At 40.4% G+C, this 25400-nt stretch carries 21 protein-coding genes; 16 read left to right on the top strand and 5 right to left on the bottom strand.

Annotated features, from left to right (window positions below):
- Positions 1 to 101: 101 nt before the first annotated feature.
- The 4 genes from AAEY57_RS09840 to AAEY57_RS09825 all read left to right on the top strand — a co-directional run bounded on the left by AAEY57_RS09840 (position 102) and on the right by AAEY57_RS09825 (position 4729).
- Positions 102 to 1307, top strand: a complete 1206-nt coding sequence (locus tag AAEY57_RS09840; protein WP_138765374.1) for an aspartate aminotransferase family protein — start codon at positions 102 to 104, stop codon at positions 1305 to 1307.
- Between the two features lie 81 nt (positions 1308 to 1388).
- On the top strand, positions 1389 to 2423 hold the full coding sequence (gene astA / locus AAEY57_RS09835; protein ID WP_138765375.1) for an arginine N-succinyltransferase: 1035 nt from the start codon (positions 1389 to 1391) through the stop codon (positions 2421 to 2423).
- A gap of 8 nt (positions 2424 to 2431) precedes the next feature.
- Positions 2432 to 3898, top strand: coding sequence for a succinylglutamate-semialdehyde dehydrogenase (gene astD / locus AAEY57_RS09830; protein ID WP_350607706.1), 1467 nt, complete (start codon positions 2432 to 2434; stop codon positions 3896 to 3898).
- Positions 3899 to 3925: 27 nt separating this feature from the next.
- Positions 3926 to 4729: a DUF1338 domain-containing protein gene (locus AAEY57_RS09825; RefSeq protein ID WP_262976440.1), complete on the top strand. Its 804-nt coding sequence runs from the start codon at positions 3926 to 3928 to the stop codon at positions 4727 to 4729.
- 218 nt (positions 4730 to 4947) lie between these two features.
- Here the strand turns inward: AAEY57_RS09825 and AAEY57_RS09820 are convergent, their stop codons facing one another.
- On the bottom strand, positions 4948 to 6228 hold the full coding sequence (locus AAEY57_RS09820; RefSeq protein WP_138765377.1) for a flavohemoglobin expression-modulating QEGLA motif protein: 1281 nt from the start codon (positions 6226 to 6228) through the stop codon (positions 4948 to 4950).
- 146 nt (positions 6229 to 6374) lie between these two features.
- On the opposite strand from AAEY57_RS09820, the gene AAEY57_RS09815 reads away from it, so the two are divergent.
- From AAEY57_RS09815 to AAEY57_RS09785, 7 genes are all read left to right on the top strand, one after another.
- Positions 6375 to 6632, top strand: coding sequence for a DUF3081 domain-containing protein (locus AAEY57_RS09815; protein WP_008111462.1), 258 nt, complete (start codon positions 6375 to 6377; stop codon positions 6630 to 6632).
- Positions 6632 to 6934 (top strand): hypothetical protein, encoded by a 303-nt coding sequence (locus tag AAEY57_RS09810; RefSeq protein ID WP_024600891.1) that lies wholly within the window; start codon positions 6632 to 6634, stop codon positions 6932 to 6934. Before AAEY57_RS09815 ends, AAEY57_RS09810 begins: the two co-directional genes overlap by 1 nt.
- A gap of 438 nt (positions 6935 to 7372) precedes the next feature.
- Entirely contained in the window at positions 7373 to 7948 is a 576-nt protein-coding gene (gene betI, locus AAEY57_RS09805) for a transcriptional regulator BetI (protein WP_008111458.1), read from the top strand.
- Between the two features lies 1 nt (position 7949).
- Positions 7950 to 9413 carry a betaine-aldehyde dehydrogenase gene (gene betB / locus AAEY57_RS09800; RefSeq protein ID WP_350607701.1) on the top strand — a complete coding sequence of 488 codons (1464 nt, stop codon included), beginning with the start codon at positions 7950 to 7952 and terminating at the stop codon, positions 9411 to 9413.
- A gap of 9 nt (positions 9414 to 9422) precedes the next feature.
- Positions 9423 to 11090: a choline dehydrogenase gene (gene betA, locus AAEY57_RS09795; RefSeq protein ID WP_036954848.1), complete on the top strand. Its 1668-nt coding sequence runs from the start codon at positions 9423 to 9425 to the stop codon at positions 11088 to 11090.
- A 166-nt stretch (positions 11091 to 11256) separates the two neighbouring features.
- Positions 11257 to 12474 (top strand): BCCT family transporter, encoded by a 1218-nt coding sequence (locus tag AAEY57_RS09790; RefSeq protein ID WP_013463220.1) that lies wholly within the window; start codon positions 11257 to 11259, stop codon positions 12472 to 12474.
- Positions 12475 to 12482: 8 nt separating this feature from the next.
- A complete protein-coding gene (locus AAEY57_RS09785; protein WP_028834775.1) occupies positions 12483 to 13187 on the top strand; it encodes a TorF family putative porin in 705 nt (234 codons plus the stop codon).
- A 352-nt stretch (positions 13188 to 13539) separates the two neighbouring features.
- Here the strand turns inward: AAEY57_RS09785 and AAEY57_RS09780 are convergent, their stop codons facing one another.
- Positions 13540 to 15786 (bottom strand): carbohydrate binding family 9 domain-containing protein, encoded by a 2247-nt coding sequence (locus AAEY57_RS09780; RefSeq protein ID WP_016899724.1) that lies wholly within the window; start codon positions 15784 to 15786, stop codon positions 13540 to 13542.
- Positions 15787 to 15927: 141 nt separating this feature from the next.
- Complete coding sequence (fdxA, locus tag AAEY57_RS09775; protein ID WP_008114035.1) at positions 15928 to 16251, bottom strand: ferredoxin FdxA; 324 nt, start codon at positions 16249 to 16251, stop codon at positions 15928 to 15930.
- 188 nt (positions 16252 to 16439) lie between these two features.
- On the opposite strand from fdxA, the gene AAEY57_RS09770 reads away from it, so the two are divergent.
- Positions 16440 to 18047 carry an NAD(P)/FAD-dependent oxidoreductase gene (locus AAEY57_RS09770; protein WP_013463219.1) on the top strand — a complete coding sequence of 536 codons (1608 nt, stop codon included), beginning with the start codon at positions 16440 to 16442 and terminating at the stop codon, positions 18045 to 18047.
- 92 nt (positions 18048 to 18139) lie between these two features.
- On the top strand, positions 18140 to 19645 hold the full coding sequence (locus AAEY57_RS09765; protein ID WP_016899721.1) for an amidase family protein: 1506 nt from the start codon (positions 18140 to 18142) through the stop codon (positions 19643 to 19645).
- A gap of 29 nt (positions 19646 to 19674) precedes the next feature.
- On the opposite strand, the gene AAEY57_RS09760 is transcribed toward AAEY57_RS09765, so the two are convergent.
- Positions 19675 to 20976 carry a DEAD/DEAH box helicase gene (locus AAEY57_RS09760; protein ID WP_016899720.1) on the bottom strand — a complete coding sequence of 434 codons (1302 nt, stop codon included), beginning with the start codon at positions 20974 to 20976 and terminating at the stop codon, positions 19675 to 19677.
- A 317-nt stretch (positions 20977 to 21293) separates the two neighbouring features.
- On the opposite strand from AAEY57_RS09760, the gene AAEY57_RS09755 reads away from it, so the two are divergent.
- On the top strand, positions 21294 to 21761 hold the full coding sequence (locus tag AAEY57_RS09755; RefSeq protein WP_008115277.1) for a DUF3015 family protein: 468 nt from the start codon (positions 21294 to 21296) through the stop codon (positions 21759 to 21761).
- A 39-nt stretch (positions 21762 to 21800) separates the two neighbouring features.
- Positions 21801 to 23618, top strand: coding sequence for an Lnb N-terminal periplasmic domain-containing protein (locus AAEY57_RS09750; protein WP_350607695.1), 1818 nt, complete (start codon positions 21801 to 21803; stop codon positions 23616 to 23618).
- A 72-nt stretch (positions 23619 to 23690) separates the two neighbouring features.
- On the opposite strand, the gene dapA is transcribed toward AAEY57_RS09750, so the two are convergent.
- Positions 23691 to 24608: a 4-hydroxy-tetrahydrodipicolinate synthase gene (gene dapA / locus AAEY57_RS09745; RefSeq protein WP_008115282.1), complete on the bottom strand. Its 918-nt coding sequence runs from the start codon at positions 24606 to 24608 to the stop codon at positions 23691 to 23693.
- A 201-nt stretch (positions 24609 to 24809) separates the two neighbouring features.
- On the opposite strand from dapA, the gene AAEY57_RS09740 reads away from it, so the two are divergent.
- Positions 24810 to 25400, top strand: a 591-nt coding sequence (locus AAEY57_RS09740) for an IS1595 family transposase (RefSeq protein WP_350607692.1), incomplete at its 3' end; no start/stop codon positions are given.

The raw sequence follows: 25400 nt of genomic DNA, 5'->3' as shown, positions 1-25400 counted from the left end.
CATTTTTAATAAGTAAAACACATTGTATTGCTGAATCATCCTGACCTTATCGTTATTTTTTCAGCAACGTATTTTTTTATGTGAATAATTTAGGTGTAAAAATGCAAGTAACCAGAGATTTATTTAACGACGTAATGGTCCCTAATTACAACCCTTCAGCTGTTGTTCCTGTTCGCGGTGAAGGCTCACGTGTGTGGGATCAGAACAATAACGAATTTATCGATTTTGCCGGTGGTATTGCAGTTAATTGTTTAGGGCATTGCCATCCTGCATTAGTCGGTGCACTTAAAGAGCAAGGCGAAAAAATTTGGCACTTATCAAATGTAATGACCAATGAGCCAGCTCTTCGTCTAGCTAAAAAAATGGTTGATGCCACGTTTGCTGAAAAAGTTTACTTTGCAAACTCAGGGGCTGAAGCAAACGAAGCAGCATTAAAATTAGCACGTCGCTTTGCGCTAGATAAATTTGGTGCTGAAAAAACTAAAATTATTGCTTTCAATAAAGGTTTTCATGGTCGTACATTTTTCACTGTAACAGTGGGTGGCCAAGCTGCTTATTCTGACGGTTTTGGTCCAAAACCTGCTGATATTGTTCATTGTGACTACAATGATATTGCCGCTTTTGAAGCCTTAATTGGTGATGATACCTGTGCGGTAATGATGGAGCCATTACAAGGTGAAGGCGGCATTGTGCCACCAACTAATGAATTTGCACAAAAAGTACGTGAACTGTGCACTAAACACAACGCACTACTTATTTTTGATGAAGTGCAAACCGGCGTTGGCCGTACAGGTCACTTATACGCATACGAAGGGTTAGATGTTGTTCCTGATATCTTAACGACGGCTAAAGCCTTAGGTGGCGGTTTTCCAATTGGCGCTATGATCACCAGCACTGAAATTGCAGCACACCTAAAAGTAGGCACGCATGGTTCTACATATGGTGGTAACCCGTTAGCTTGTGCTGTTGCAGAAGCGGCATTTGATACTGTTAATACGCCTGCTGTATTAGATGGCGTAAAAGAGCGTGAACAAATGTTCCGTGATGGTTTAAATGCAATTAATGAAAAATACCATGTATTTAGCGAAGTCCGTGGTAAAGGCTTACTAATCGGTGCGGTATTAAATGAGAAATTTGAAGGCCGTGCTCGTGACTTTTTAGTAGCAAGTGCAAATAACGGCTTAATGAACTTAGTAGCCGGTATGAACGTTATTCGTTTTACACCTTCATTAGTGATCCCATTTGAGGACATTAAAGAAGGCTTAGCTCGCTTTGAAAAAGCAGTAAGCGATGTAGTAAACGGTTAATAACTAAGTAAAACATAACTAAGTCCTGAGGCAAACACACGTTTACCTCAGGATTTTATATGTTGTTGGAGCAAGTAGTTAATGCAAGTATTACGTCCTATTACTGTCAATGATTTTGCAGCACTTAAAGAGATTGCCATTGAGTCTGGCCATGGCTTTACCTCTTTACCTGTCGATGATGGGCAACTACAAGAAAAAATTGCTCGTGCGCAAAACAGTTTTACTAAAAACGTAGATAAGCCCATCGACGAAAGCTATCTATTTGTTTTAGAAGACAGTGAAACCGGCAAGGTAATTGGTACTACCGCCATAGAAGCGGCCGTCGGGTTATCTGTACCTTTGTATCATTATCATCTAGGTAAAACCGTTCACCATTCACCCACTTTAAACGTTTACAATACCGTAGATATTTTGAGTATGTGTAATGACTACACTGGCTGCTCAGAAATATGTACTTTATTTTTACGTGAAGACAGTAGAAAAGGCTTAACGGGACGTTTTTTATCACGTTCACGTTTTTTATTTATGGCGCAACACAGTGAGCGCTTTGCCGACACAGTAATTGCTGAGATGCGTGGTGTTAGCGATGAAGACGGTCACTCGCCATTTTGGCAATGGTTGCAGGAACACTTTTTTAGCATTGAATTCCCACAAGCAGACCATTTAGTGGGGTTAGGCGATAAAGTGTTTATTAGCGAACTCATGCCTAAATACCCTATCTATGTGAATTTGCTGAGCAAAAAAGCACAAGCGGTGATTGGCCATGTGCATGATAAAACCAAACCAGCACTTAAACTGCTTGAAAAAGAAGGTTTTGAACACCGCGGATACGTTGATTTATTTGACGCAGGCCCCACAGTAGAAGCAAAGCTCGGTAATATTCGCAGTATTCGTGATTCACAGGTGTGCCCTATTACTATTGGCGAGCTTGAACATATCAATGAGCAAAGCTCAGACACCCTTGCTATTTGTAATCAAGGGGTTAGTGATTTCAGAGCCACATTCACCAAACATGCTCATTACAATCAGGCAAAGCACACCTTAATCATCAGCCAAGAAGTAGCTGATGCACTTCATTTAAAACAAGGAGATGCAGCGCGATTTTTCCGCCTGTAACATTATTTATGAACACACAACTAATTAATAATCAATGGCTTGTAGGCAAAGGCCCTGCGTTTGATTCTATTAACCCAAGTAATGGTGAAATTGTATGGCAAGGTAATGGCGCCAACGCAGAGCAAGTTGACAGTGCCATTAAAGCGGCAAGAGCCGCGCAAGTTCAATGGGCAGACATGCCAATTGAGCAACGTATTACCATTTTAGAAAACTTCGTAGCCCAATTAAAAGAACACAGCAAAGAGTTTGCCACTATTATTGCTCGTGAAACAGGTAAACCGCTATGGGAAACACGCACAGAAGTGGGCGCGATGACAGGCAAAGTGGCCATTGCGATCCGTGCTTACAATGAACGTACTGGTACAACCGAAAACCCAATGCCTGGTGCAAAAGCCTTTATTCGCCACAAACCTCACGGTGTGGTCGCTATTTTTGGTCCGTATAATTTCCCTGGGCATTTACCAAACGGCCATATTGTACCAGCCATACTAGCCGGTAATACCGTGGTATTTAAACCATCAGAATTAACTCCTCATGTAGCACAGTTTACCTTAGAACTATGGTTAAAAGCAGGCTTACCTGCTGGGGTTATAAACCTCGTTCAAGGTGAGTTAGAAACAGGTAAAGCGCTGGCCTCACACAAAGATATAGATGGCCTATTTTTTACTGGTAGCTCAAACACAGGTCATTTATTACATAAACAATTTGCTGGCCACCCAGGTAAAATTTTAGCGCTTGAAATGGGCGGTAATAACCCGCTAGTGGTTAAAGATGTTGCTGATGTTAGCGCCGCTGTGCACGATATTATTCAATCGGGTTTTATCACCTCTGGCCAACGCTGTACTTGTGCACGCCGTTTATTTATTGAAAAGTCGCCCAATGGCGATGCTATTTTAGAAAAGCTGATCAGCGCCACTAAAAATATCCTAGTAGACGATAGCTTTGCGGACGATCAACCTTTTATGGGTGCCATGATCAGTGAAAAAGCCGCATTAGGCATGGTTGCAGCGCAAGCTAAGCTAGTTAAACAAGGTGCTGAGATTCTTGTTGAGCTTAAACAGTTAAAATCAGGCACTGGGTTTGTAAGCCCAGGCATTATTGATGTCACTAACATTAGTGAAATTGCCGATGAAGAACACTTTGGCCCGCTTATAAAAGTATATCGTTACACTGATTTCAATAGCGCTATAACAGAAGCAAACAACACCAGCTTTGGTTTATCTGCTGGTTTACTTGCTGATAGCGAAGATGATTACAGTCACTTTTTAAAACGTATTCGTGCCGGCATTGTTAACTGGAACCGCCCTATTACAGGCGCATCAAGCGCAGCGCCATTTGGTGGTATAGGTGCCAGTGGCAACCACAGAGCCAGTGCATACTACGCTGCAGATTATTGCGCATACCCAGTGGCCTCTGTAGAGTCAGAAAAAGTTAATTTACCGCAAACCCTCGCGCCGGGCTTAATAATTGAATAACAATTTAAACAGATTTAAGGATTTACCATGCATACTGATGTAAACACATTATTTGATAACCTGTGGCAAAACTATCTAAGCGTAACGCCATCGGCTGACAAAATTCATGACCTATTAGGCTCAACGCAAAAAGACGATATAATCAACGATCATATTGCGCTGCGTACCTTTAATATTGAAAAAGTGGGCCTTGAAAAACTGGCAGCGCACTTTTTAGCCATTGGCTACAAAGAATGTGGTGAGTACCATTTTGAAGCAAAAAAACTCTACGCTAAGCACTACGAGCACAGCGATCCAACGCAACCTAAAGTGTTTATTTCTGAGTTATTAGTTGAAAAATGCTCGCCTGAGCTTCAAGCAATTGTTACTGATATGGTTGCACAAATTGACGAAAGTGCGGTGACTGCCGATAACTTTTTATATTCAGGTACACATTGGCAAGTAAGCACTGATACTTACAAAAAGCTATTAGCAGAGAGCGAATATGCGGCGTGGATGTCTGCGTGGGGTTATCGTGCAAATCACTTTACTGTGAACATTAATACCTTAGCTAAGTTTGATAACATCCATGATGTAAACCAAGCTCTTAAAGATGCAGGTTTTTCACTTAATACCTCAGGAGGCGAAGTAAAAGGCTCACCAGAGGTGCTATTAGAGCAATCATCAACATTAGCTGATGAATACGCTGTAACCTTTAGCGATGGCGATATGTGCATTCCTAGCTGTTTTTACGAGTTTGCTATTCGTTATCCAAAACCTGACGGTGAAATTTACACCGGTTTTGTCGCTGCCTCTGCAGACAAAATATTTGAAAGCACCAACGCACGATAACCAAAGTGTGTTGAATTTAAAAAGCCCACTTTTGGGCTTTTTTTTGCCTAATGAATGGGTTAAAACAATTTTATGTATCGATAAAACGATAAATAAAAATGACAACAATCAATTGCCCCCTTATGGGCATGCAGGCTTATGTGTGTAAACTTAAACGCAGTTGCTCATTTCAACTGCGTTTTTTTGCTAAAAAAGGAACCTGCGCTTCCTTTTTAAAATTATAAAAACAACGGCTTATAGTCGTTTTCTAGTTGTTCGAAAGACAAATCGCCAATAAATCGACCAAAGCTGAGCCACGTAGCAAGGCCTCTTAAATCTTTAAAATGAGGCGGCACAAATTGCGGATTTTCAATGACACCTAAGTCATGCAATTGCGATATTAATCTAAAGTCATCAATTGATATTTTACCCACCAGCAATAATGGCAACTGATCAATTCGACCAAGCTGTATCGCCACCCTAATTAAGTTGTAAACTAAAACAAAGCCTTTTATGTAAGCAATATCTTTGGTAAAGGGTAAGCCGGTTGCGGTACTGCCTCTAAAAACGCGCTGTGCAAGAGTATAGCTGTCGTCTTTTGATAACCCTTGTGCTACATAATCTCGGTATATATCTACAAACTCAGCACCATCAATCACTTTCGTCACCGCTTGAATACGGTTTACTAATTTTGATAAACGACGTGGTGTTGATTTAAGAGTAATAATTTCCGTCAGTACTGCAAGCCCCTCTTGGGTAACCGTAGAGCTTGGTGTGCCTTTACTCAAGCAAGTTAAATAAGGTTGCGCTAAGCCATTTTGAGTCGTGCCTACATGGATCCATCCCTCGTGCACTTCTAAAATATCTAATTCGCGCTGAGAAAACTTAACATCTTGATTGAGCTTAATATTATTAGCACCTGCTGCTGCATCGCTGACAATACCATCACTTAGCATTACCTCTACGTTTATTCCCGGCATGCTGGCATTGACCTGTTCAGATAAAATTCGCACCGCGTCGCTGGCATCAATATTTTTAGGATCTTCAGGCAAAATATCCGCTGCAAGTAAATTTTTTAAAGGCTGTTCGAGCATATTAGCCAGTTCTGATAGCGATGGCTCACCGGCATGAAACAAATCTTTAGGATGACCAAATAGCTCCACTGATAAGTCATGAAACTCTGGCGTACCGCGGTATTCAAGCATGCTCAGAACCGTTTTATATTCGGTACACATTTTACCCATATATTGTGCAATTGGGTTTAATTGCCCCAACTGGTTAATAATATTGCGGTGCAGTGTTGAAAATGCTTGGCGCAACTCGCTAGGAACAAACCCTAAATCGCGCTGTTGATAATAAGCACGATCAATAAGTGGATTTTTTTGACATTTTTGTCTAAAAAATTCCTCTTTAATTTGTTTATCCCAATTTATTGCATCGAGTATTCTAATGGGTGTTTGCAATGCAATGAGTTGGTCGGATAATTCACGAGTTTTCAAAAGTAACGCTTTGTCTATCATGGTAAAAGCTCAACAAAAAGTGAACTTTGAGCATAATTTATAAATGAAAAATAACAAAGCAATATCATACTTTTTAGACTATTGTTTTTATGATGATCGACCCTCACTTCTATAGCGTATGAGTGATTAAATAAAAGGGACAAACAATGAAAAATGAAATCGACAATAAACAGATTCTAGCGGTTTACGAACGCATTCAACAACGCGGAGAAGTCACAGAAGAAGGTAAATTTTATCAAGGGATCACTGCATTTTCTGATATTGACGGCTATACCGTCTATTTACAAGGCAGTGGTGTTTTACTTCGCTTTGGGTTTCATAATACTTATCACCTTGATTATGAACATGACAAACACAAAGACGACTTTTTGAAAAAACTTTACAACATAGCTAATGAAGAGTGATGCGATCAACAAATAGAAGAAACAGACCAACCAGTTCGCGCAATTTGCAGTTTATTAACCAAGTTATTGCGCAATTAAAAGCAGAGCCTGAAAAACTGCAACTCATCAAAAACAACCTTGCTTATTACCGTGCGCAAACGCATTTAAAACGTGGATTTTTACTTGCAATAGAACGCTTTGATTGGGTATTTGAAGCGACCGATAATATTGATGAAATTTGCGACCAAATTATGGCTGACGATTATATTGGCAACCGTTTAAGACGTTATCCTTTGTTATTTAAAGGCGTTGTTGAAACCTAAACAGCGTCTTTATTTATCTCTTCACTAAGTTAACATTTCTGTAAATTAATCTCATATTACACTTCCTAAATCTTTTTTCTTGGATCTTCCCACAAACTCGCCTTACCGCTTTTTAAAGTAACCTGCCCACAAAAAATACAATTAGTACTCTAATATTTATCACACTAATAAATAAATCACTAAAAGTTTCACCAATTATGTAAAAAAATATTTACACCGCAAAAAGCAATCAAAAAAACACACGTAACAAGTTGTTATTAAATGATATTTTATAAAAATCCAGCTTGTTAATATAACTTCATTTTAGACTTATTTTATTAATTATTTATCCATATTTCAGACACTCACCATTTGCACGAACCTTGAATTGTTAGAGCTATTACCTTAAGCTTATCTTTATTGAACGATCAATTAATAAAAATTATGCCTAAAGTTGGAATGGAACCTGTAAGGCGTCAGCAGCTAATTGACGCAACAATAGAGTCAGTTGCTCAAAAAGGGTTACAAGCAACCACAATTAATAGTATTAGCAAAAATGCGGGGATGTCCTCTGGCATAATTAGCCATTACTTTGGTGGGAAACAGGGGCTAATTGAAGCAACTGTGCGTTACTTACTGTCTAACTTGAAAGATGACTTGATCAGCAAAGTAGATGAAAAGACCACGCCAACTCAAAGGTTAATGTTTATTGTTGAATCAAACTTTGCGCTAGTACAACAACGAAAAGACACCACTCGGACGTGGTTAAGTTTTTGGGCGCAATCAATGCACGACAAGGAACTTCATCGTTTACAAAATGTAAACAGCAAACGCTTGCAAAGCAATTTAACCGTTTCATTTAAGCAATTAATGCCTTTAGCGCAAGCAAATCTCGCGGCAGAGTTAACCGCAGCAATGATCGATGGTTTATGGCTACGAGCCGTATTAAGCCAATCAGACGAAAATCAGTTTAAACACAGTGAATCACTGGCTAAAAACTACGTGCATTCACTTATCAAGCAATATGGAGCCTAACGTGACTACACCTATCTATCAAAACTTTATCAACGGTCAATTCCTTGCAAACAAAAGCGGCGAAACATTTGATGTAGTAAATCCTGCAACCGGCCAAGTAATTTATGCCGTTGAAGTTGCCGATGAATACGTTCAAAACGCAGCAATTGAAAGTGCAAAACAAGGCTTTAAAGTTTGGTCAGCCATGACCCCTATTGAGCGCAGCCGTATTTTATTAACCGCCGTTGCTATTTTACGCAAGCGTAATGATGAGCTTGCACTAGTTGAAGTGCTCGATACCGGTAAACCAATGCAAGAAGCTAACTGCGTAGATGTTGAAACAGGTGCAGATGTAATTGAATATTTTGCAGGCCTTGCCCCTGCACAAGTTGGTCAACAACAAATGGTTGGCGATGACTTTTACTACACACGCAAAGAGCCTTTAGGTATTTGTGCTGGTATTGGTGCATGGAACTACCCATTACAAATTGCATGTTGGAAGTCTGGCCCTGCCCTTGCAGCGGGTAATGCATTTATTTTTAAACCTTCAGAAGAAACCCCGCTTGGCGCAATTAAATTAGCAGAGGTGTTTATTGAAGCAGGTGTACCCGCTGGCGTATTCAATGTAGTTCAAGGCGCGAGTGAAGTAGGCCAATGGCTTACTGCACACCAAGATATTGAAAAAGTATCGTTTACTGGTGAAGTAGGTACCGGTAAGAAAGTCGTCGCCAGTGCTGCAGGTACATTAAAAGATGTGACTATGGAACTAGGTGGTAAATCGCCGTTACTTGTCTTTGACGATGCCAATATAGAGCAAGCAGTAAGCGCGGCAATGTTAGGGAACTTTTATACCCAAGGTGAAATTTGTACTAATTGCACTCGTATCTATGTTCACAAAAATGTGTACCAGCAGTTTATTGATGAGCTTAAAACTCGCACCGAAAACAATATTATTGCCGGCGATCCACAAGATTTAAACACTAACTTTGGCGCGCTTATTTCTAAAAAGCATCAAGATTTAGTACTGAGCTACATCAACAAAGGCCTTGAAGAAGGGGCAACGCTATTAACCGGTGGCTCAACGCTTTCACCAGCATCTGCGCCAAATGGTTATTTTGTAGCGCCAACCGTATTTGTTGATTGCAACGATGAAATGACCATCGTTAAAGAAGAAATTTTTGGCCCAGTAATGAGCGTTTTAGTATTTGATGACGAAGATGATGTAATTGCACGTGCTAACTGCACTCACTTAGGTTTAGCTGCTGGCGTATTCACAAGCGATATTAAACGTGCTCATCGCGTTATTCATCAGCTACAAGCGGGGATTTGTTGGATCAATGCTTACGGTAACTCGCCGGCAGAAATGCCTGTAGGTGGCTATAAGCAATCAGGTATCGGCCGCGAAAACGGCATACAAACGCTTGATCATTACACGCAAACTAAGTCTGTTTATGTTGGTATGGCTGACATAGAAAGCCCATTTTAAGGAATCATTATGAACCACTCTTTTGATTATATTATTGTAGGCGCGGGCTCAGCAGGTTGTGTGTTAGCAAATCGCTTGTCTGAAGATTCAAGTAACAAGGTATTGTTACTTGAAACCGGCGGCAGCGATAAAAGCATTTTTATTAAAATGCCCACTGCTCTGTCGATTCCAATGAATACCGATAAGTATGCGTGGCAATTTCATACGCAGCCAGAAAAGTACTTAGATAACCGTGAAATGCACTGCCCACGCGGTAAAGTGCTTGGCGGCTCATCATCTATTAATGGCATGGTGTATGTACGTGGTCATGCGAAAGATTTTGATGAATGGCAGCAACATGGCGCTAATGGCTGGGATTATCAAGCCTGTTTACCGTATTTTAAAAAAGCAGAAAGCTTTTATCTAGGTGAAAACAGCCATCGTGGTGGAACAGGCCCCCTTGGCGTTAATAACGGTAATAACATGGAAAACCCTTTGTATAGCGCCTTTATTGATGCTGGTGCTCAAGCGGGTTATGCCACTACAGCTGATTATAATAGTGCTCAACAAGAAGGCTTTGGCCCTATGCACATGACCGTTAAAAACGGTGTGCGCAGCTCAGCCTCTCGTGAATATTTAGATCCGATTAAGCATCGCAGTAATCTAACAATTGTAACCGGTGCACTTGCGCAGCGCGTTATTTTAGACGGTAAAAAAGCAACCGGTGTTGAATACAAGCTCAATGGCACAGTTAAAACAGCCACAGCAAGTAAAGAGGTTATTTTAAGTGCGGGCTCTATCGGTTCACCTCACCTGTTACAACTGTCCGGTATTGGTGATACACAAATACTTGAAAAAGCAGGTGTTGAAGTAAAACATCACCTACCAGGTGTTGGTCAAAACTTGCAAGACCATTTAGAGTTTTACTTTCAATATAAGTGTAAACAACCCATTACCTTAAACGGTAAATTAGGCTTGTTTTCTAAAGGTTTAATTGGTGCAAAATGGCTGCTTACCCGTAAAGGTTTAGGCTCAACTAATCACTTTGAATCGTGTGCCTTTATTCGCTCAAAACCCGGTGTTGAATGGCCTGATATTCAGTATCACTTTTTACCAGCAGCAATGCGTTATGATGGACGCAGTGCTTTTGCAGGGCATGGTTTTCAAGTGCATGTAGGTCATAACAAACCTAAAAGTCGTGGCAGTGTCACTATTGCCTCAGCAGATCCGACGCAGCCGCCAAAGATTGTGTTTAATTATCTTGAGCATCAAGACGACATTGAAGGCTTTAGGGCGTGCGTACGTTTAACGCGTGAAATTATTGAACAACCTGCCTTTGACGACTTCCGTGGTGAAGAAATTCAACCAGGGCAACAAGTTCAAACGGATGAGCAAATTGATGCCTTTGTGCGCCAAGCAGTGGAAAGTGCTTACCACCCTTCTTGCTCTTGTAAAATGGGTGAAGACGACATGGCTGTAGTTAACTCAAATACCCAAGTGCATGGCATGCAAAGCTTGCGTGTAGTTGACTCGTCGATTTTTCCAACCATACCTAATGGTAATTTAAATGCGCCTACCATCATGGTGGCCGAAAAAGCCGCTGATATTATTTTAGGTAATAAGCCTTTAGCTCATACAGGAGTTGATGTTGTGAATGCCACTGATTGGCAAACTTCACAACGAAATAAAACCCTTTAATTTAGCCTGCCATAAAGGCCACTCTTTTAGCAAAATGCTTTAAGGAGTGCCTTTATGCGCCTTGCAGTGGCTCACAAGCATAAATAGGTTATGCCTGTGTTAATGCAAGCACAATAAAAAAACGGAGTATATATGTGTTATTTTTATTCATTCTGGGAGGGCGATAATGACTATTTGGCTTAATGCAGGCATTATTTTCACCTTACTTGCCATTGTTACTATTTTAATAAAATGGGGCAATGTACGCGTAGTGGGCGTCACACCAGTGAGAACATTCACTTTTATAGCAATCCTGTTTACCTCAGGCCTAGACGTTGGCCTTATTATGTTCCCTTTAACCGAATTTGCCGGTTATGCAGACATAAAAGCAAGCCCAGAATATGCATTTGCCAATCCTCTCTCAATTGAGTTTGGTTATTGGGGATTTTTAATTTGGGGATTTTATTTTCTTACGTGCTTTTATTTCTGTGTAATAGAACCCAAAGTGAAGTTTTTTGAAATTCCATGGGTTAAGTTTTTAAACAACGTGGTCATTATTGGTACTTGTGCGTTTACCGCTTACTTATTACTGAGTAACTTGCCGTGGTATTTACCTGAACTCGGTGATGGCTCAAATGTTATTCCTGCGTTTTACTTAATCGTGCTTGCCGCTATTTGCTTTGCGGTGTATTCAAGTACCGATATTAAATATGTGCGCTTTTTAAGTATTGCAACTACTTGGTTGTTTATCGCCCTAATTGGCTTTATGTGGGCTGATGCCTTCTTATTTGGCGACAGTGAACTCTCTGCATTTACTAAAAACATCGGATTAATTGGTAATTACTTTGCCAACATCAATGAGTTTGTATTACCACTGAATGATTACCATGAGTTTTACTTATTTTGGTGGTTTGCGTGGAGCATTATGATTGGTCAATTTACATCGCGTTTTGTGGGCGGTTTAAAAACCTATCAAGTCCTTGGTGCTATGCTGATTTTCCCATCGATTCCAATCGCTATCTGGTTTAGTGTGTTATATCACTACCATGAAGCCGGTATTCCAACCGAGGGAATTAAAAACTTTGCTATGGTGTTTGTAGGTATCGTATTTGTTATTAATTCGCTCGATTCCCTGATCCGTTTATACACAGATAATTTAAACCTAACCGTAAAACGCTTTGGTAAATTTAAATATATTGCCATGAACGTTGTCGCTTTGTCGCTACTAACACTGCTATTTAAGCTTGAGTTTTTGCAAATTCAATGGGTTGGTGCTTTAGTTATAGGGTTATTCTTTATTTGCCTTGGTTTTATTGCCTACAGCAAACTTAAAACGGTCAGCAATATCGAAGGATCGCCTAAAGCGAATAAAATTGATTACACAAAAATAGAAACTATCAGCTAAGAAAACACATGAACAATAAATTAAAACAACTTTTTATCGCTTTACCGTTCACCGTTTTATCAACAACGGCAGCGGCTAACTGGTCAACAACGATTACGGCTGCATCTGATTACACCTTTAATGGTGTATCACAAACAGATAACGATCCGGCACTACAAGCAAGCCTTGACTACGCTTATGATAACGGTGTTTATGCCGGTGTATGGGCATCAAACGTAGATTTTGGTGATGACACCGACTTTGAACTAGATGCTTACGTAGGCCGATACATTCAGTTAAACGAACAAGTAAGCCTGGATTACGGTATTGCTTATTACACTTACCAAGGTAATAACAGCGATGGTAACTACGCAGAAGCGTATACTAAATTTGGTTACGCCAGTGACTACGGCCAAACAGAGCTTAACTTTTGGTACAGCTGGGATTACTTTGGCTACGATACTGGCCATGTGATTTCTATGATTGCGCACACTTACGAGCTTGCGCCAAATCATGCGATTCGTGCCAGCTTTGATATTTCAAACTCACTCGATGGCAATAAGTTCCAATGGGATGAAGCTAAGGGCGACAAATCGTATTATCACTACCGCTTAGCATACCAAACGAGCTATGAAGGGTTTGGCATTGAAGTGGCTGCTGAGAATACCAGCCTAGATTACGATTACGCAGATGAGCGAATTGTACTGGCTATCTCACGTACATTTGATTTGTAATAGTTAGCAGGGTCTGTTGTACTTTTAAGATTGAATTTGCAGCAGCCTGTTTGGTATTTAGGCAAAGCAGAGCCTATGTAGTGTTATTCCCCATAAATAGGCGATAACGTAGCATTAATGCCAAACAGGCGCTGCCCAAAGGGTTCTTCCTAGGGGCTATTTACTCTTTGTTGCTCGGTTTTTACTTAGCCCACTAGGTTACAAACCTCGCGCCGCGATTAAACACCCCCTAGTTTGAACAAATTTCAATCCACAAAGGTCAACAGACCCTAGTAAATATAAAAAAACACGCTACTGGTTAGCGTGTTTTTTTATTGCCTAGCAAAATCTTACTTTTATATTATTTATAGCGTTATAACTGCCACGCATAACTGACTTTAGTAAAGAAAGTACGTTGGTCTCGCTCAATGCTTTTTAACGAGTCATCCTGATAACCTTTATCTGAATACCCTAAGTAAAATAAGGTTTGTGCGTTAATTTTGTATGAGTACACCAGCTGACTACCGTAATCTTTGTTGATTTCGCTAACCTGATAAAAGTAAGCATCCTCATTTCTGTCTATATCTTCAAACTGTAAAATCAGCTTAAGCATAGCGCGCATACTAAACTTATAATAAAGCCTAAAATCAATAAGGTTTGCGGTAAAAACACGTCGCCCTTGGTAATCATCTAAATGGCTATAATTATGCCTAACATCGACCTGCCAATGGTTATTAATATCCCAAACAGCCTGCGATTGTGTGGTTAAAACATCGCCTAGCTGCTCATTAGTGTAATCTATACGGCTTGCATATTCGGCATATAACGATAATCTCAGATCTTTTGACGGTCTAAAAGCCGTATAAAAATAACCAATATTTTGGTTATAAAACTTGCCGTTATAATTTTCATAGCGATTTAACAAACCCAGCTCAAATACAGACTGCTTTTGACCTTGAAAGGTCATGTAACCTTCGTATTCTTCTTCAAGTAACTCGCCATTTTGCGCCCAGGTTTTATCCCAATCGGCGGTGTATGACCAGGTTGTTAGCATGTCATGTTCATCACCATACCAAGTTTGTCCGCCACCAAAGCCTACCTTTTCATAGTCTACCTTTTCTTGATAACCTAAATCGGTCCGGTAATCCTCACCAATATTGTCATAGGTCGCGTAGAGCTTATAATCACGCTTATCGCGTGTCAGCTTTAATGCATACGCCATATCCGACTGAGAGTCTGCTAAATTGTAGTTATCAACTAAAAACGGCGAGTTATTGGTATCAGCATTCGCGATTTGATAATTAAGCGTATCTGACTGATTAAACCAATAGCTTCCATCAACCGATAGCACCGTATTATGGTAGTCACTACTTTCTCTATGTGTAGAAGTGACACCAATAGTACCTTGTTGGCCAATATCATATTGATAACGTGCCACCACTGCTTTGGTTTTATCATTTAAGTTGGCAAAGCCCGAGCCTTGGTTAGTTGGCAATAAAATATTACTGTTATCGTCATCTGCAAACATCAGCGCATAACTGTGGCTGTCGGTTTTACCGGTGAGCTTGGCGCCAATATTTGGCTCAGCTATGGTACGGGTGTAAAGGAGTTCAAATAAGTTACTTTTAAAGTAAGATGCGCCATCTAAGAAAAACGGGCGTTTTTCTGCGTAATAAATAGAATATGTGGTGTTTACATCCAGTTCTAACGAATCGGTTTCTACCTGAGAGAAATCAGGGTTTATGGTGGCATTAATAACTGCATCTTTAGTGACGCCCCAACGCAGATCAAGCCCTACTTCTGTATTTACATCGCCGTTATCCCACGCACCAGGTACCTGTGTTTTTTGATCGTTTCTTAATGCGGTTAAGGTTGGCGTTAATTGCAGATTTTTACTCGGTGCTAAATTATTAAATCCAGTTATTTTGTCAAACTGACACAAACTACATTTAATATCACGGTCAAAGCCTGTACTTGATAATTGATACAACACATCACGCTGATAGTTGCGCATTACAGCAAAACCCCAGGTAGATTGATCTTTATTTTGTGCAAAGCGCAGAGCTTTAAACGGAATACGCATTTCAATTACGTAACCTTGCTCGTTTATGGTACCGGCACTGTCCCAAATGGCATCCCATGATAAGTCTGACACCCATTCATCGGTATCCGTCATGCGAAGATCACCTTGAGCGCCCAGTGGGTTTACATAAAACTCATAGCCTGTACGTTCATCGTTAAAGGTATCAATCACCAAACCGACAGTATCATCTTGCCAGAGGGTATCTCTGTCACGAAGCGCCGCGCGAATTTTACTCGGATCCGGGTCATAAGCTACAAACGCCACATATAAATTATGACCATCGTCATAAAGGTATGCATCTGTTTTTACTGGCGGTGTGCCTTTTTCATTCGGCTCATCTTGGTAATTTACCGCAACATGTGTTGCTTGTTGCCAATGTGGCTCGTTAAGCACGCCATCTACATCAATATTTTTATTAATGTGCGCGAGTTGATAATTAAGCTTATCGGCAAGTGCATTAGGGCTGAGAGTTAAACCGAGGCTGAAGCTGATCAACAACAGCCATTTTATTATTTTTGTAGGTATAAAGTACTGCATAAACATCCATTTAGATTTATTTACTTGTTAAAAGTAAACTTTGGTCTGGAGTGTAAATTATACAGGTACGTTTGTTAATACTTGCGCGTTAATATTTGCAATAAAATTAACAAAAAACTAATACACAACAAAATGGAATGATTATGTGTCGAGAAGTTTTAATTTATTAGCCACACCATTCCAACTATCGGCATCTTCCGGGGCGGGTTTAACTTGGGTGATGCGTGGCCATATTTCTGCTAGCTCCGCATTTAATTGGGTAAACTCTTTTTGCGATTCAGGTAATTCATCTTCTTGAAAAATAGCATCAGCGGCACACTCAGGTACGCATAAACCACAGTCAATACAGTCAATAGGACTAATAGCCAAAAAATTAGGACCTTCAAAAAATGCATCTGCAGGGCATACTGATACGCAATCAGTGTACTTACATTTTATACAATTTTCGGTGACTACAAACGCCATAATGGTTTAATACCTAATGTTTCACAATAACAGCTGCGGATCATACCCAACCCTTACCAAAACACAATAAATAAGTGCCAAAAGTGGGCAATTTAACGTAACATATGGCGCTTATAAATCAGCGCTTTGTGCACACCCCTTATTGTGAGCGGAATTTAATCCCCGCTATGACACCTAAAGAGATATTAATGATACGTTTAACCGAAATAAAGCTGCCGCTTGACCATGACGAAAATGCCATTGGCCAAGCCATCATCAATAAATTAAATATAAGCCCAGAGCAGCTACACAGCTACAATGTGTTTAAACGCGGTTACGATGCACGTAAAAAAAGCGCCATTTTACTGATTTACACGCTTGATGTTGAAGTGGATAACGAAGCACAACTGTTAACCTCGTTTGAAAAAGACCAACACGTTAAAGTCTCCCCTGACACCAACTACAAATTTGTAGCGCACGCCAATAGCAGTATTAAAGAACGCCCTGTGGTAATTGGCTTTGGCCCTTGTGGCTTATTTGCCGGTTTAGTGTTGGCACAAATGGGCTTTAACCCAATTATTTTAGAGCGCGGTAAAGAAGTGCGTGAGCGCACCAAAGACACCTTTGGCTTTTGGCGTAAAAAGGCCCTTAATACAGAATCAAACGTACAGTTTGGTGAAGGTGGCGCAGGCACGTTCTCAGACGGTAAGCTCTACAGCCAAGTAAAAGATCCTAAACATTATGGTCGTAAAGTCATTACTGAGTTCGTAGAGGCCGGCGCTCCTGAAGAAATTTTATACGTGAGTAAGCCGCATATTGGTACCTTTAAACTGGTAACCATGATTGAAAAAATGCGTGCACGTATTATTGAACTTGGTGGAGAAATTCGTTTTAGCACCCGCGTTGACGATATCCATTTAGACAACGGCCAAGTGACTGGGCTTACGCTTTCTAATGGTGAACAGCTTGAAACTCGCCATGTGATATTAGCGGTTGGCCACAGTGCCCGCGATACGTTTAAAATGATCCACGATAAAGGCATTTATGTTGAAGCTAAACCCTTTTCAGTGGGCTTTAGAATAGAACATAAGCAATCAATGATTGATGAATGCCGCTTTGGCGATAATGCGGGTAACCCTATTTTAGGCTCTGCAGATTACAAATTAGTACACCATTGTAATAACGGCCGTACTGTATATAGCTTTTGTATGTGCCCTGGCGGCACTGTAGTTGCCGCAACCTCTGAAGAAGGCCGAGTCGTCACCAACGGTATGAGCCAATATTCACGTAGTGAACGTAATGCTAACAGCGCTATTGTAGTGGGTATTTCGCCAGAAAAAGACTTCCCTGGGCATCCCCTAGCCGGCATTGATTTACAGCGTAAACTAGAAGAGCAAGCCTATGAACTTGGTGGTAAAAACTACGATGCCCCTGCACAGCTTATTGGCGACTTTTTAAAAGGTAAATCATCGGCTAATTTAGGCGATGTACAGCCTTCGTATACGCCGGGCATAAAACTGACTGATTTGAGCAACGTATTACCTCCTTTTGCGATTGAAGCCTTGCGTGAAGCAATTCCAGCCTTTAACAAGCAAATTCGTGGTTTTTCAACTAATGATGGCTTACTCACTGGGGTAGAAACGCGTACTTCATCACCAATAAGTATCAAGCGCGATAAAACCTTCCAAAGTATTAATACTAAAGGGCTTTACCCTGCAGGTGAAGGCGCGGGTTATGCGGGTGGTATTTTATCAGCGGGTATTGATGGTATTAAAGCCGCAGAGGCGGTTGCGTTATCGATGCTAGAAAACGCCTAACTCGATTTAATCGACCTTTATCGAAAAACCTCACAATGTGAGGTTTTTTTGTGCTAAAAATAACCTGTGTTTCCATAAAATAGATAATAACAATGATTATAAAACGGCTACTTTTAACCTTATGTGTTTGTACAATAACTAACTTACACGCAGCGGCTAACAATACAGAGCTTAAAACCATTAGTGACATTCACAGCGCCTATAAAAATAATAGCACTACAGCTGAACAGCTTACCCGCACTTATATCGACAGAATAAACGCGCTCAATCCTAAATATAATGCAGTAATTAGTATTGAGCCCACTGCAATTGAACAAGCCAAACAACTCGATGCACTGTTTAAAGCCGGAAAATGGGCAGGCCCTTTACATGGTATTGCGGTATTACTAAAAGATAACATTGAAACAACAGGTACATTACCCACTACAGCGGGCTCATTAGCACTTAAAAATAACATTACCAATAAAGATGCCTTTGTGGTTAAACAATTACGCCAAGCAGGCGCTATTATTTTAGGCAAAGCTAACTTAAGTGAATGGGCTAATTTTCGCTCATCGTATTCGTCATCTGGTTGGAGTGCAATAGGTGGGCAAACCCATAACGCCCATGATGTAACGCGTAATCCGTGTGGTTCAAGCTCGGGCTCTGCTGTCGCGGTTGCTTTAAATTTTGCACCTATTGCGCTGGGCACTGAAACCGACGGCTCAATTACCTGCCCTGCATCTGTTAATGGGGTGTACGCCATAAAACCCAGTATGGGACAAGTTTCGCGCGCAGGCGTGGTGCCACTTTCTAGTAGCCAAGATTCGGTAGGCCCAATGGCACATTCTTTAAAAGATGCACTCGCAGTATTGTCCGTCATTCAAGGGGAAGACCCTAATGATGTATCAACACTCAACGTAAATAGAAAGCTTGATAGTATAGCGCCTAAGCCGTCACTGAGAATAGGCGCTTTACCTGCCAGTAAGTTTACTGTGGAAACACAAAAACTTTACGCTAAACAGCTACAAGCATTAAAAGACGGAGGTCATACCGTTGTCAATGTTGAAGTAAAAGATGATTTAAGCACACTTTACGTTGATGAATACGCCATCTTGCTTTACGACTTTAAAGCCGAAATTAATCACTATTTAAGCCAAACACCAACGCAAGTAACGGTAAAAAGTTTAGACGATTTAATCGCATTCAATACCGCAAATAAAAAGCAAGAAATGCTCTACTTTGAGCAAGATATTTTACAGCAAGCCAACGCGGTTGATTTGAGTGAGAAACAACAATATCAAAAAACCAAGGCGCGTTATCGCGCACTAGCAAACCGCGCTATTAGCAATTTATACCGCAATAATAAGCTCGATATTGTGATTGCGCCCACCGTTTCGCCCGCCTGGAAAACCGATTTAATTAACGGTGATAACTTTAAAGGCAGTAGTAGTTCATTGCCTGCTATTGCAGGAACAACCCATATCACTCTGCCAGTAGGTAAAGTAAGCCACTTACCGGTTGGATTGTCGGTTATTGCTAATCAAAATGCTGAAGCGGCTGCTTATGCGTACGCTGCTATTATCGATAATGTATTAGGCATAAAAAAACCTGAGTAAACTCAGGTTTTTTTAATGGCTTAGCTATCTTACTTTTTAAGTGATAGCTTTTCGCCTTTTAAGCTTTTACGTACATTAGAAATACGCGAACGGTTCTTCGCTCTCGCTTCACCGGTAGCTTGGCCTGATGGCTTATTAGCACGGGTGCGGCGTAAATGCGCTGGCTTTTTACCAATTTTATCAATCAGTACTTCACGATTACTTACTTCGTAACCTTCTAAGTAAACACGTTTAATTTTTTGACCAATTAAGGTTTCAATTTCAAACAACATGTTTTCTTCTTCGCGGCTAACAAACGAAATTGCTTGACCTTGGTTACCAGCACGGCCTGTACGGCCAATGCGGTGTACGTAATCTTCAGCAAGCCAAGGTAAATCAATATTAATAACGCGCGGTAAACCGTCAATATCAATACCACGTGCTGCAACTTCTGTTGCAACTAGAACGCGTACTTTGCCTTCTTTGAATTCACGTAACGCACGACGACGGTTACCCTGCGATTTATCACCATGACACACTGCCGCTGGGATACCGTCTAGGTTAAGCTCAGTGACTAGCTCATCTGCGGTTTCTTTCATGTTTACAAACACCAGCACTTGCTGCCAGTTTTTCTTACCAATTAGCTCAGAAAGTAACTCTTGCTTACGGCGCTCTTCTACCGGGTAAACCACGTGTTGTACTGTGCTTGCGGTGCTGTTAGTTTGATCAACACGCACAATTTCAGGTTGCTTTAGCACTTTAGAGGCAAATTGTTTAATTGCTGCTGGGAAAGTTGCTGAAAACAATAAGATTTGACGCTCATCAGCACAGCTTTTTATCACGCTTTGCATGTCATTAATAAAGCCCATATCGAGCATACGGTCAGCTTCATCAAGTACTAAGTGTTTTACTTGGGCAAGGCTTAAGTTACCTAAACGAATATGATCAAGTAAACGCCCTGGTGTTGCTACTACAATATCCACACCTTCTTTGAGTGCAATTTCTTGTCCTGCGGTATTAACACCACCAAATAAACTCACTACTTTTAGCGAAGTGTACTTAGCAAAGTCTTTAAAGTTATTCGCTATTTGCTCTGCAAGCTCACGCGTAGGCGCAAGGACTAAGGCGCTTGGCGCATTCGTAGTACTGCAATCTGACTCAAATAACTTTTGGATAATAGGGAGTGCAAAGGCAGCGGTTTTACCTGTGCCGGTTTGTGCACTCGCTAAAACGTCTTTACCTTTACGAACAGCCGGAATAGCTGCGCGCTGAATGGGCGTAAGGGTGTGGTAATTAAGTTCGTCTAACGCCTGAATAAGTTCAGGGGCAAAACTAAAAGATTTAAAATTCATTGCTGTATAACCTGCGGCCACATTATCAAGGGTCGCAAATTATACAGTAAAATCGCTTAAACAGTTAGTTTTAAACACCAGAAACCACTAATTTATAAAATGCAGGGTAATTAGCTATTATTAGCCGCTGTTTGAATTAGCTAAATGATTTTAACTCGCAATATTAATCCTCGCTTATTCACTTCTTTATTGCGATTTTATAAACTTTACACCGTTCTTTTACATTGTGTTACATAACCATTTGCATTTAAATAAAAAAAGCAGGTACACTTTCCCGCCCATTTTGTTGGGTGAATATAAATTAAAGGAAATTAATAATGATAAAAAGATGTTTAACTGCTGCGGTATTAGTAAGCGCGTTTGTTTCAATGCCGTCACAAGCAAAAAGTGGCATCAACCCATGGCAACAATGTGGTATTGGCGCGATGGTTTTCCCAGATAATGGCGTTGCTGCAGCAATTTCTAATATTATTTGGGATTTAGGCACAACTGCAGTGTCTTCTAACATCTCTTCAGTAGAAAGTTGTGAAGGCGCTAACGTAAAAACAGCGCAGTTTATTCAACAAACTTTTCCTGTATTAGAACAAGAAATAGCACAGGGTGAAGGCGAGTATATCGCTGCAATGCTTAACGTACGTGGTTGTGATGTAACTGCACATCAACAAATTATCACTTCGGTACGTAACGATTACGCAAACGCGCCAATAGACAATGCACAAGCATTTTATGAATTAGTTGAAGGTAAAATTACAACTAACTTTTCATCTCAATGCGCTGCAATCTAATAATTAAAGGGCTTAACAGCCCTTTTTTTTGGTTAAACAATGAAACCTCTATTTTATTTAATTAGTGCTTTTTTATTCATCTCTTTCTCAAGCTCTGCCACGAAATCTATCTCTGTTTTAGCCAAACACCCAATATGGTTGAAATTAGGGCATTACAAAAACCAACCAGCTACCATCAGTTATATTACTAACGCATCATTTTTTATTGCAGATAACGGACGTACTGATCCGGCTGCCGAATTAAAAGCAACAATCCATGCTTTTAATAACCTGCCCTCAATGCCATGTCGCTACCCTGCTCGTTACCAATGGCTCAAAGAGCAAGGTTTAACCTTTTCAATGCCAGCTGCAGAGTGCCCAAAATTAAAGCAATGGCGAGAGCAACAAGCAATTCACTCTGTTAGTTTAGTATTTGCATCTGGTTATATGAGTAATCCCGCATCATTATATGGTCATTTATTACTTAAACTTAATCGCTCGACCGAATCAAAAAACAAATTATTAGATTACAGTATTAACTATGGCGCACACGTTCCAGATAATGAAAACGGCTTGGTGTATATTCTCAAGGGCTTGTTTGGTGGTTATAAAGCCGGTTTTTCAGATCAACTATTTTACCGCCACCAGCATAATTACGGTGAGATAGAATTAAGAGATTTATGGGAATATACGCTTAATCTAAACGAGCGCGACGTGGCTTTTATTGCTAATCACTTATGGGAAATTTTAGGCACTGAATTTGATTATTACTTTGCCGATGAAAACTGTGCATTTCATCTTGCGCAAATTATTGAACTTGTTATTGGCGATCAACTAACCAGCGAAGGCGCTCCTTGGGTAATACCAGCCACTATTTTTTCAAGATTAAACACGGCCACTTACCAAGGCCAATCGGCGGTTAAAAATATCACATTTACCCCCTCGCGCGACACTGTATTTGCCAAGCACGTTCAATCTTTAAGTGAAAAAGAGCTCAGCTTTGCAAAACAAATCTTTGCCGAATCACCTGTACTTAAAAACGAATCGTTTTTAGCTTTGCCAGTACACTCTCAAAAAGCCATTATTGGCGCTTTATTTGAACTCGTACAAGTAAAACAAATTCAAAAGCAAACCCCAGTAAAAATAAGTGAGTTAAAGAATGCACTTATTAAAGCGCGCTTAAAGCTGCCAATGGGCGAAAACAAAGTAAAATTTCAATTTACCCAACAGCCACCACATCAAGGGCAAAAGCCCTCTAATAGCTCAGTTTCTGCGGTGCACACGGCTGAGCAAACACAGTACACTTTGGGTTTTAGGTTGAGTTATTTTGATACCCTTGCCTCTGATATTGCCCGCATTCCATTTTCTAATTTAGAAATGTTAGATACCGAGCTGATGTTTACTGATGGCGAAACTTACATAAACAAAGTTCATTTATTAGATTTGGAGTCATTCAATCCAAACCAATTATCTTGGGCTAATGAATCTAAGTGGTCGTGGAAAATTAATGTTGGATTCGACAGACAACCAGCACTGTGCAGAACCTGTAAACGTAGCTTTGTTATGGGGGGAGCCGGACAAGCTTGGCAATTTAGCAACAACACCTTAGCCTATAGCTTAATTAATGGTTATTTAGGTGATTTAGCTAAAAACAGCCACTTTTATGATTCGTCGGTAGAAGTGGGGATTATTACTGGTACTGACTCAGGTATTAAACTTAAAGCATCCTACGAAAAGTCATTCTTAAATGCCAAAAACCCTGCGCAAACCAAACTAGAAATGGCAGTGCCTTTAAGCCAAGATATTGATATTAGATTAGCGGTCACTCACGCTAATTCAGCTATGTGGCAGCTTAAACTCAACTACTATTGGCAGTGATATAAAAAAGCAGCCTCTGTGTTTACAGTAGGCTGCTTTGAAAATTTAGTATTTAATAAATAGTCTAACAGTTTAAGATAAAATCAAAACCTTACTAATATCCACACACTGCGCTCGACTACCGACAAAATCTTGCTCATTAAGCTGATTAATTAGGGTTTCACCTTGTTGCTGTTGCTCATCGCTAAGCGGCACATAAGGCATTCTAAACACTGGGTTAACCGCGCCTGTCATGATCATCGCGGTGTTAATGGCAATTGGGTTTGGCTCGCAAAACAACCAGTTCATTAATGGTTGTAATGAGTTATTAAGCGCATCATTTTTGCTATCCATTAATTGACGGAACAAACCCGGGATCAGGTTAGACGTAACTGAAATAACACCATGTGCTTTATGAGTATGGCGTGCATCGTGTGCTTCGTCATCATTACCAGACCAACACGCAATACCTTGTTGTTCATAGTGCGCTATACGCTCATTGCCACCACATTCTTTAACACCAATAAAGTGCTCATGCTGGGCCAGTGGTTCAATAATATCAGGGGTGAGGTCTTGACCTGTGCGCCCTGCTACGTTGTAAATAAACGCCGGACCAATATCAAGCACACGTTTAAAGTGTTCTTTAACACCGGCAATTGATGTGCGCCCGTAGTAAGGGTTAATTTGTAATGAGGCATGCATGCCGCTGGCAAAACCATATTTTGTTGCTTTAATTGCTTCGCGCGTATTATTACTGCCGGTGTTGCCTACAATCAGTAATTTATCACCAAATTTATTGGCACTGTGCGCAATTAGCATTAAATGCTCTTCCCAGTTCATTAACTGGCCTTCACCGGTGGTGCCACCAACAACTATGCCGTCAACACCCGCTGCAATTTGTATTTCAACGAGTTCATCATACTTTGCAAGATCGATCTCACCATTGGCTAAGTAAGGTGTTTTAATTGCAGTAATAAGGCTTGCTTGTTTAATTTGTTCTAGGGTGCGCATAAAAAAATCATTGTTATTAATACTTGCCCTATTTGTACCATATTTACCGCGCTATTTGCAGTGATAGCCAGTATTTAATTATAAAATGGCTTGTGTTATTGAGTTTGATGATACAAAATAAATAACTGTATATATATGGCGCTGATCCATTTCTGTGTTGGTTTGCTATACTAAGTAAATCAAATCATGTTAGGAGCGTCCATGAATAATACTCAGTTTGCCAATCTTCAAACAAAACTAGAAGATCTAACTTTTGTTCAGTTGAAGCGTCTCCGACAGCACCTCGAAGAAATGATCTCTTCGAATCATGTAGGTAAAGCTATCGCTGTGCATGAGGAAGGCGTAGGCGAATGTGCCCATTGTGGTAGCGATGAGTTCACAAAATACGGAACAACAGCACGAGGGCAGCAGAGATACAAATGCAAAGCTTGTGTTCGAACGTTTAATTCACTTACAGGTACTCCGTTATCTGGCATGAAAAAACAAGATAAATGGCACCAGTATTCTGAAGGCATGTGGTTTACAGCCAAGATCAGAGAAGCAGCAAGTGAGCTAGGTATTAATGTTAAAACCGCTTGGCGTTGGCGTCATCAGTTATTATCTAAACCAAGACAAAGAAAGCCTTCAGAGCTTCATGGGATCATTGAAGCCGATGAAACCTTTATTAACGAGTCGTTCAAGGGTAAACGCAAGTTGGAAAGACCTCCACGTAAGCGTGGTGTTAAGAGCCATAACATACCTAAAGTACCAGTTATGCTTGCATTAGATCGCAACGGTGCTGTCACTCACTGC

Source organism: Pseudoalteromonas sp. MER144-MNA-CIBAN-0113 (assembly GCF_040308965.1).
Lineage (GTDB): Bacteria > Pseudomonadota > Gammaproteobacteria > Enterobacterales > Alteromonadaceae > Pseudoalteromonas > Pseudoalteromonas tetraodonis.
The sequence above is the reverse complement of the archived record's forward strand: the minus strand, read 5'-3'. Positions and strand labels throughout refer to the sequence as shown.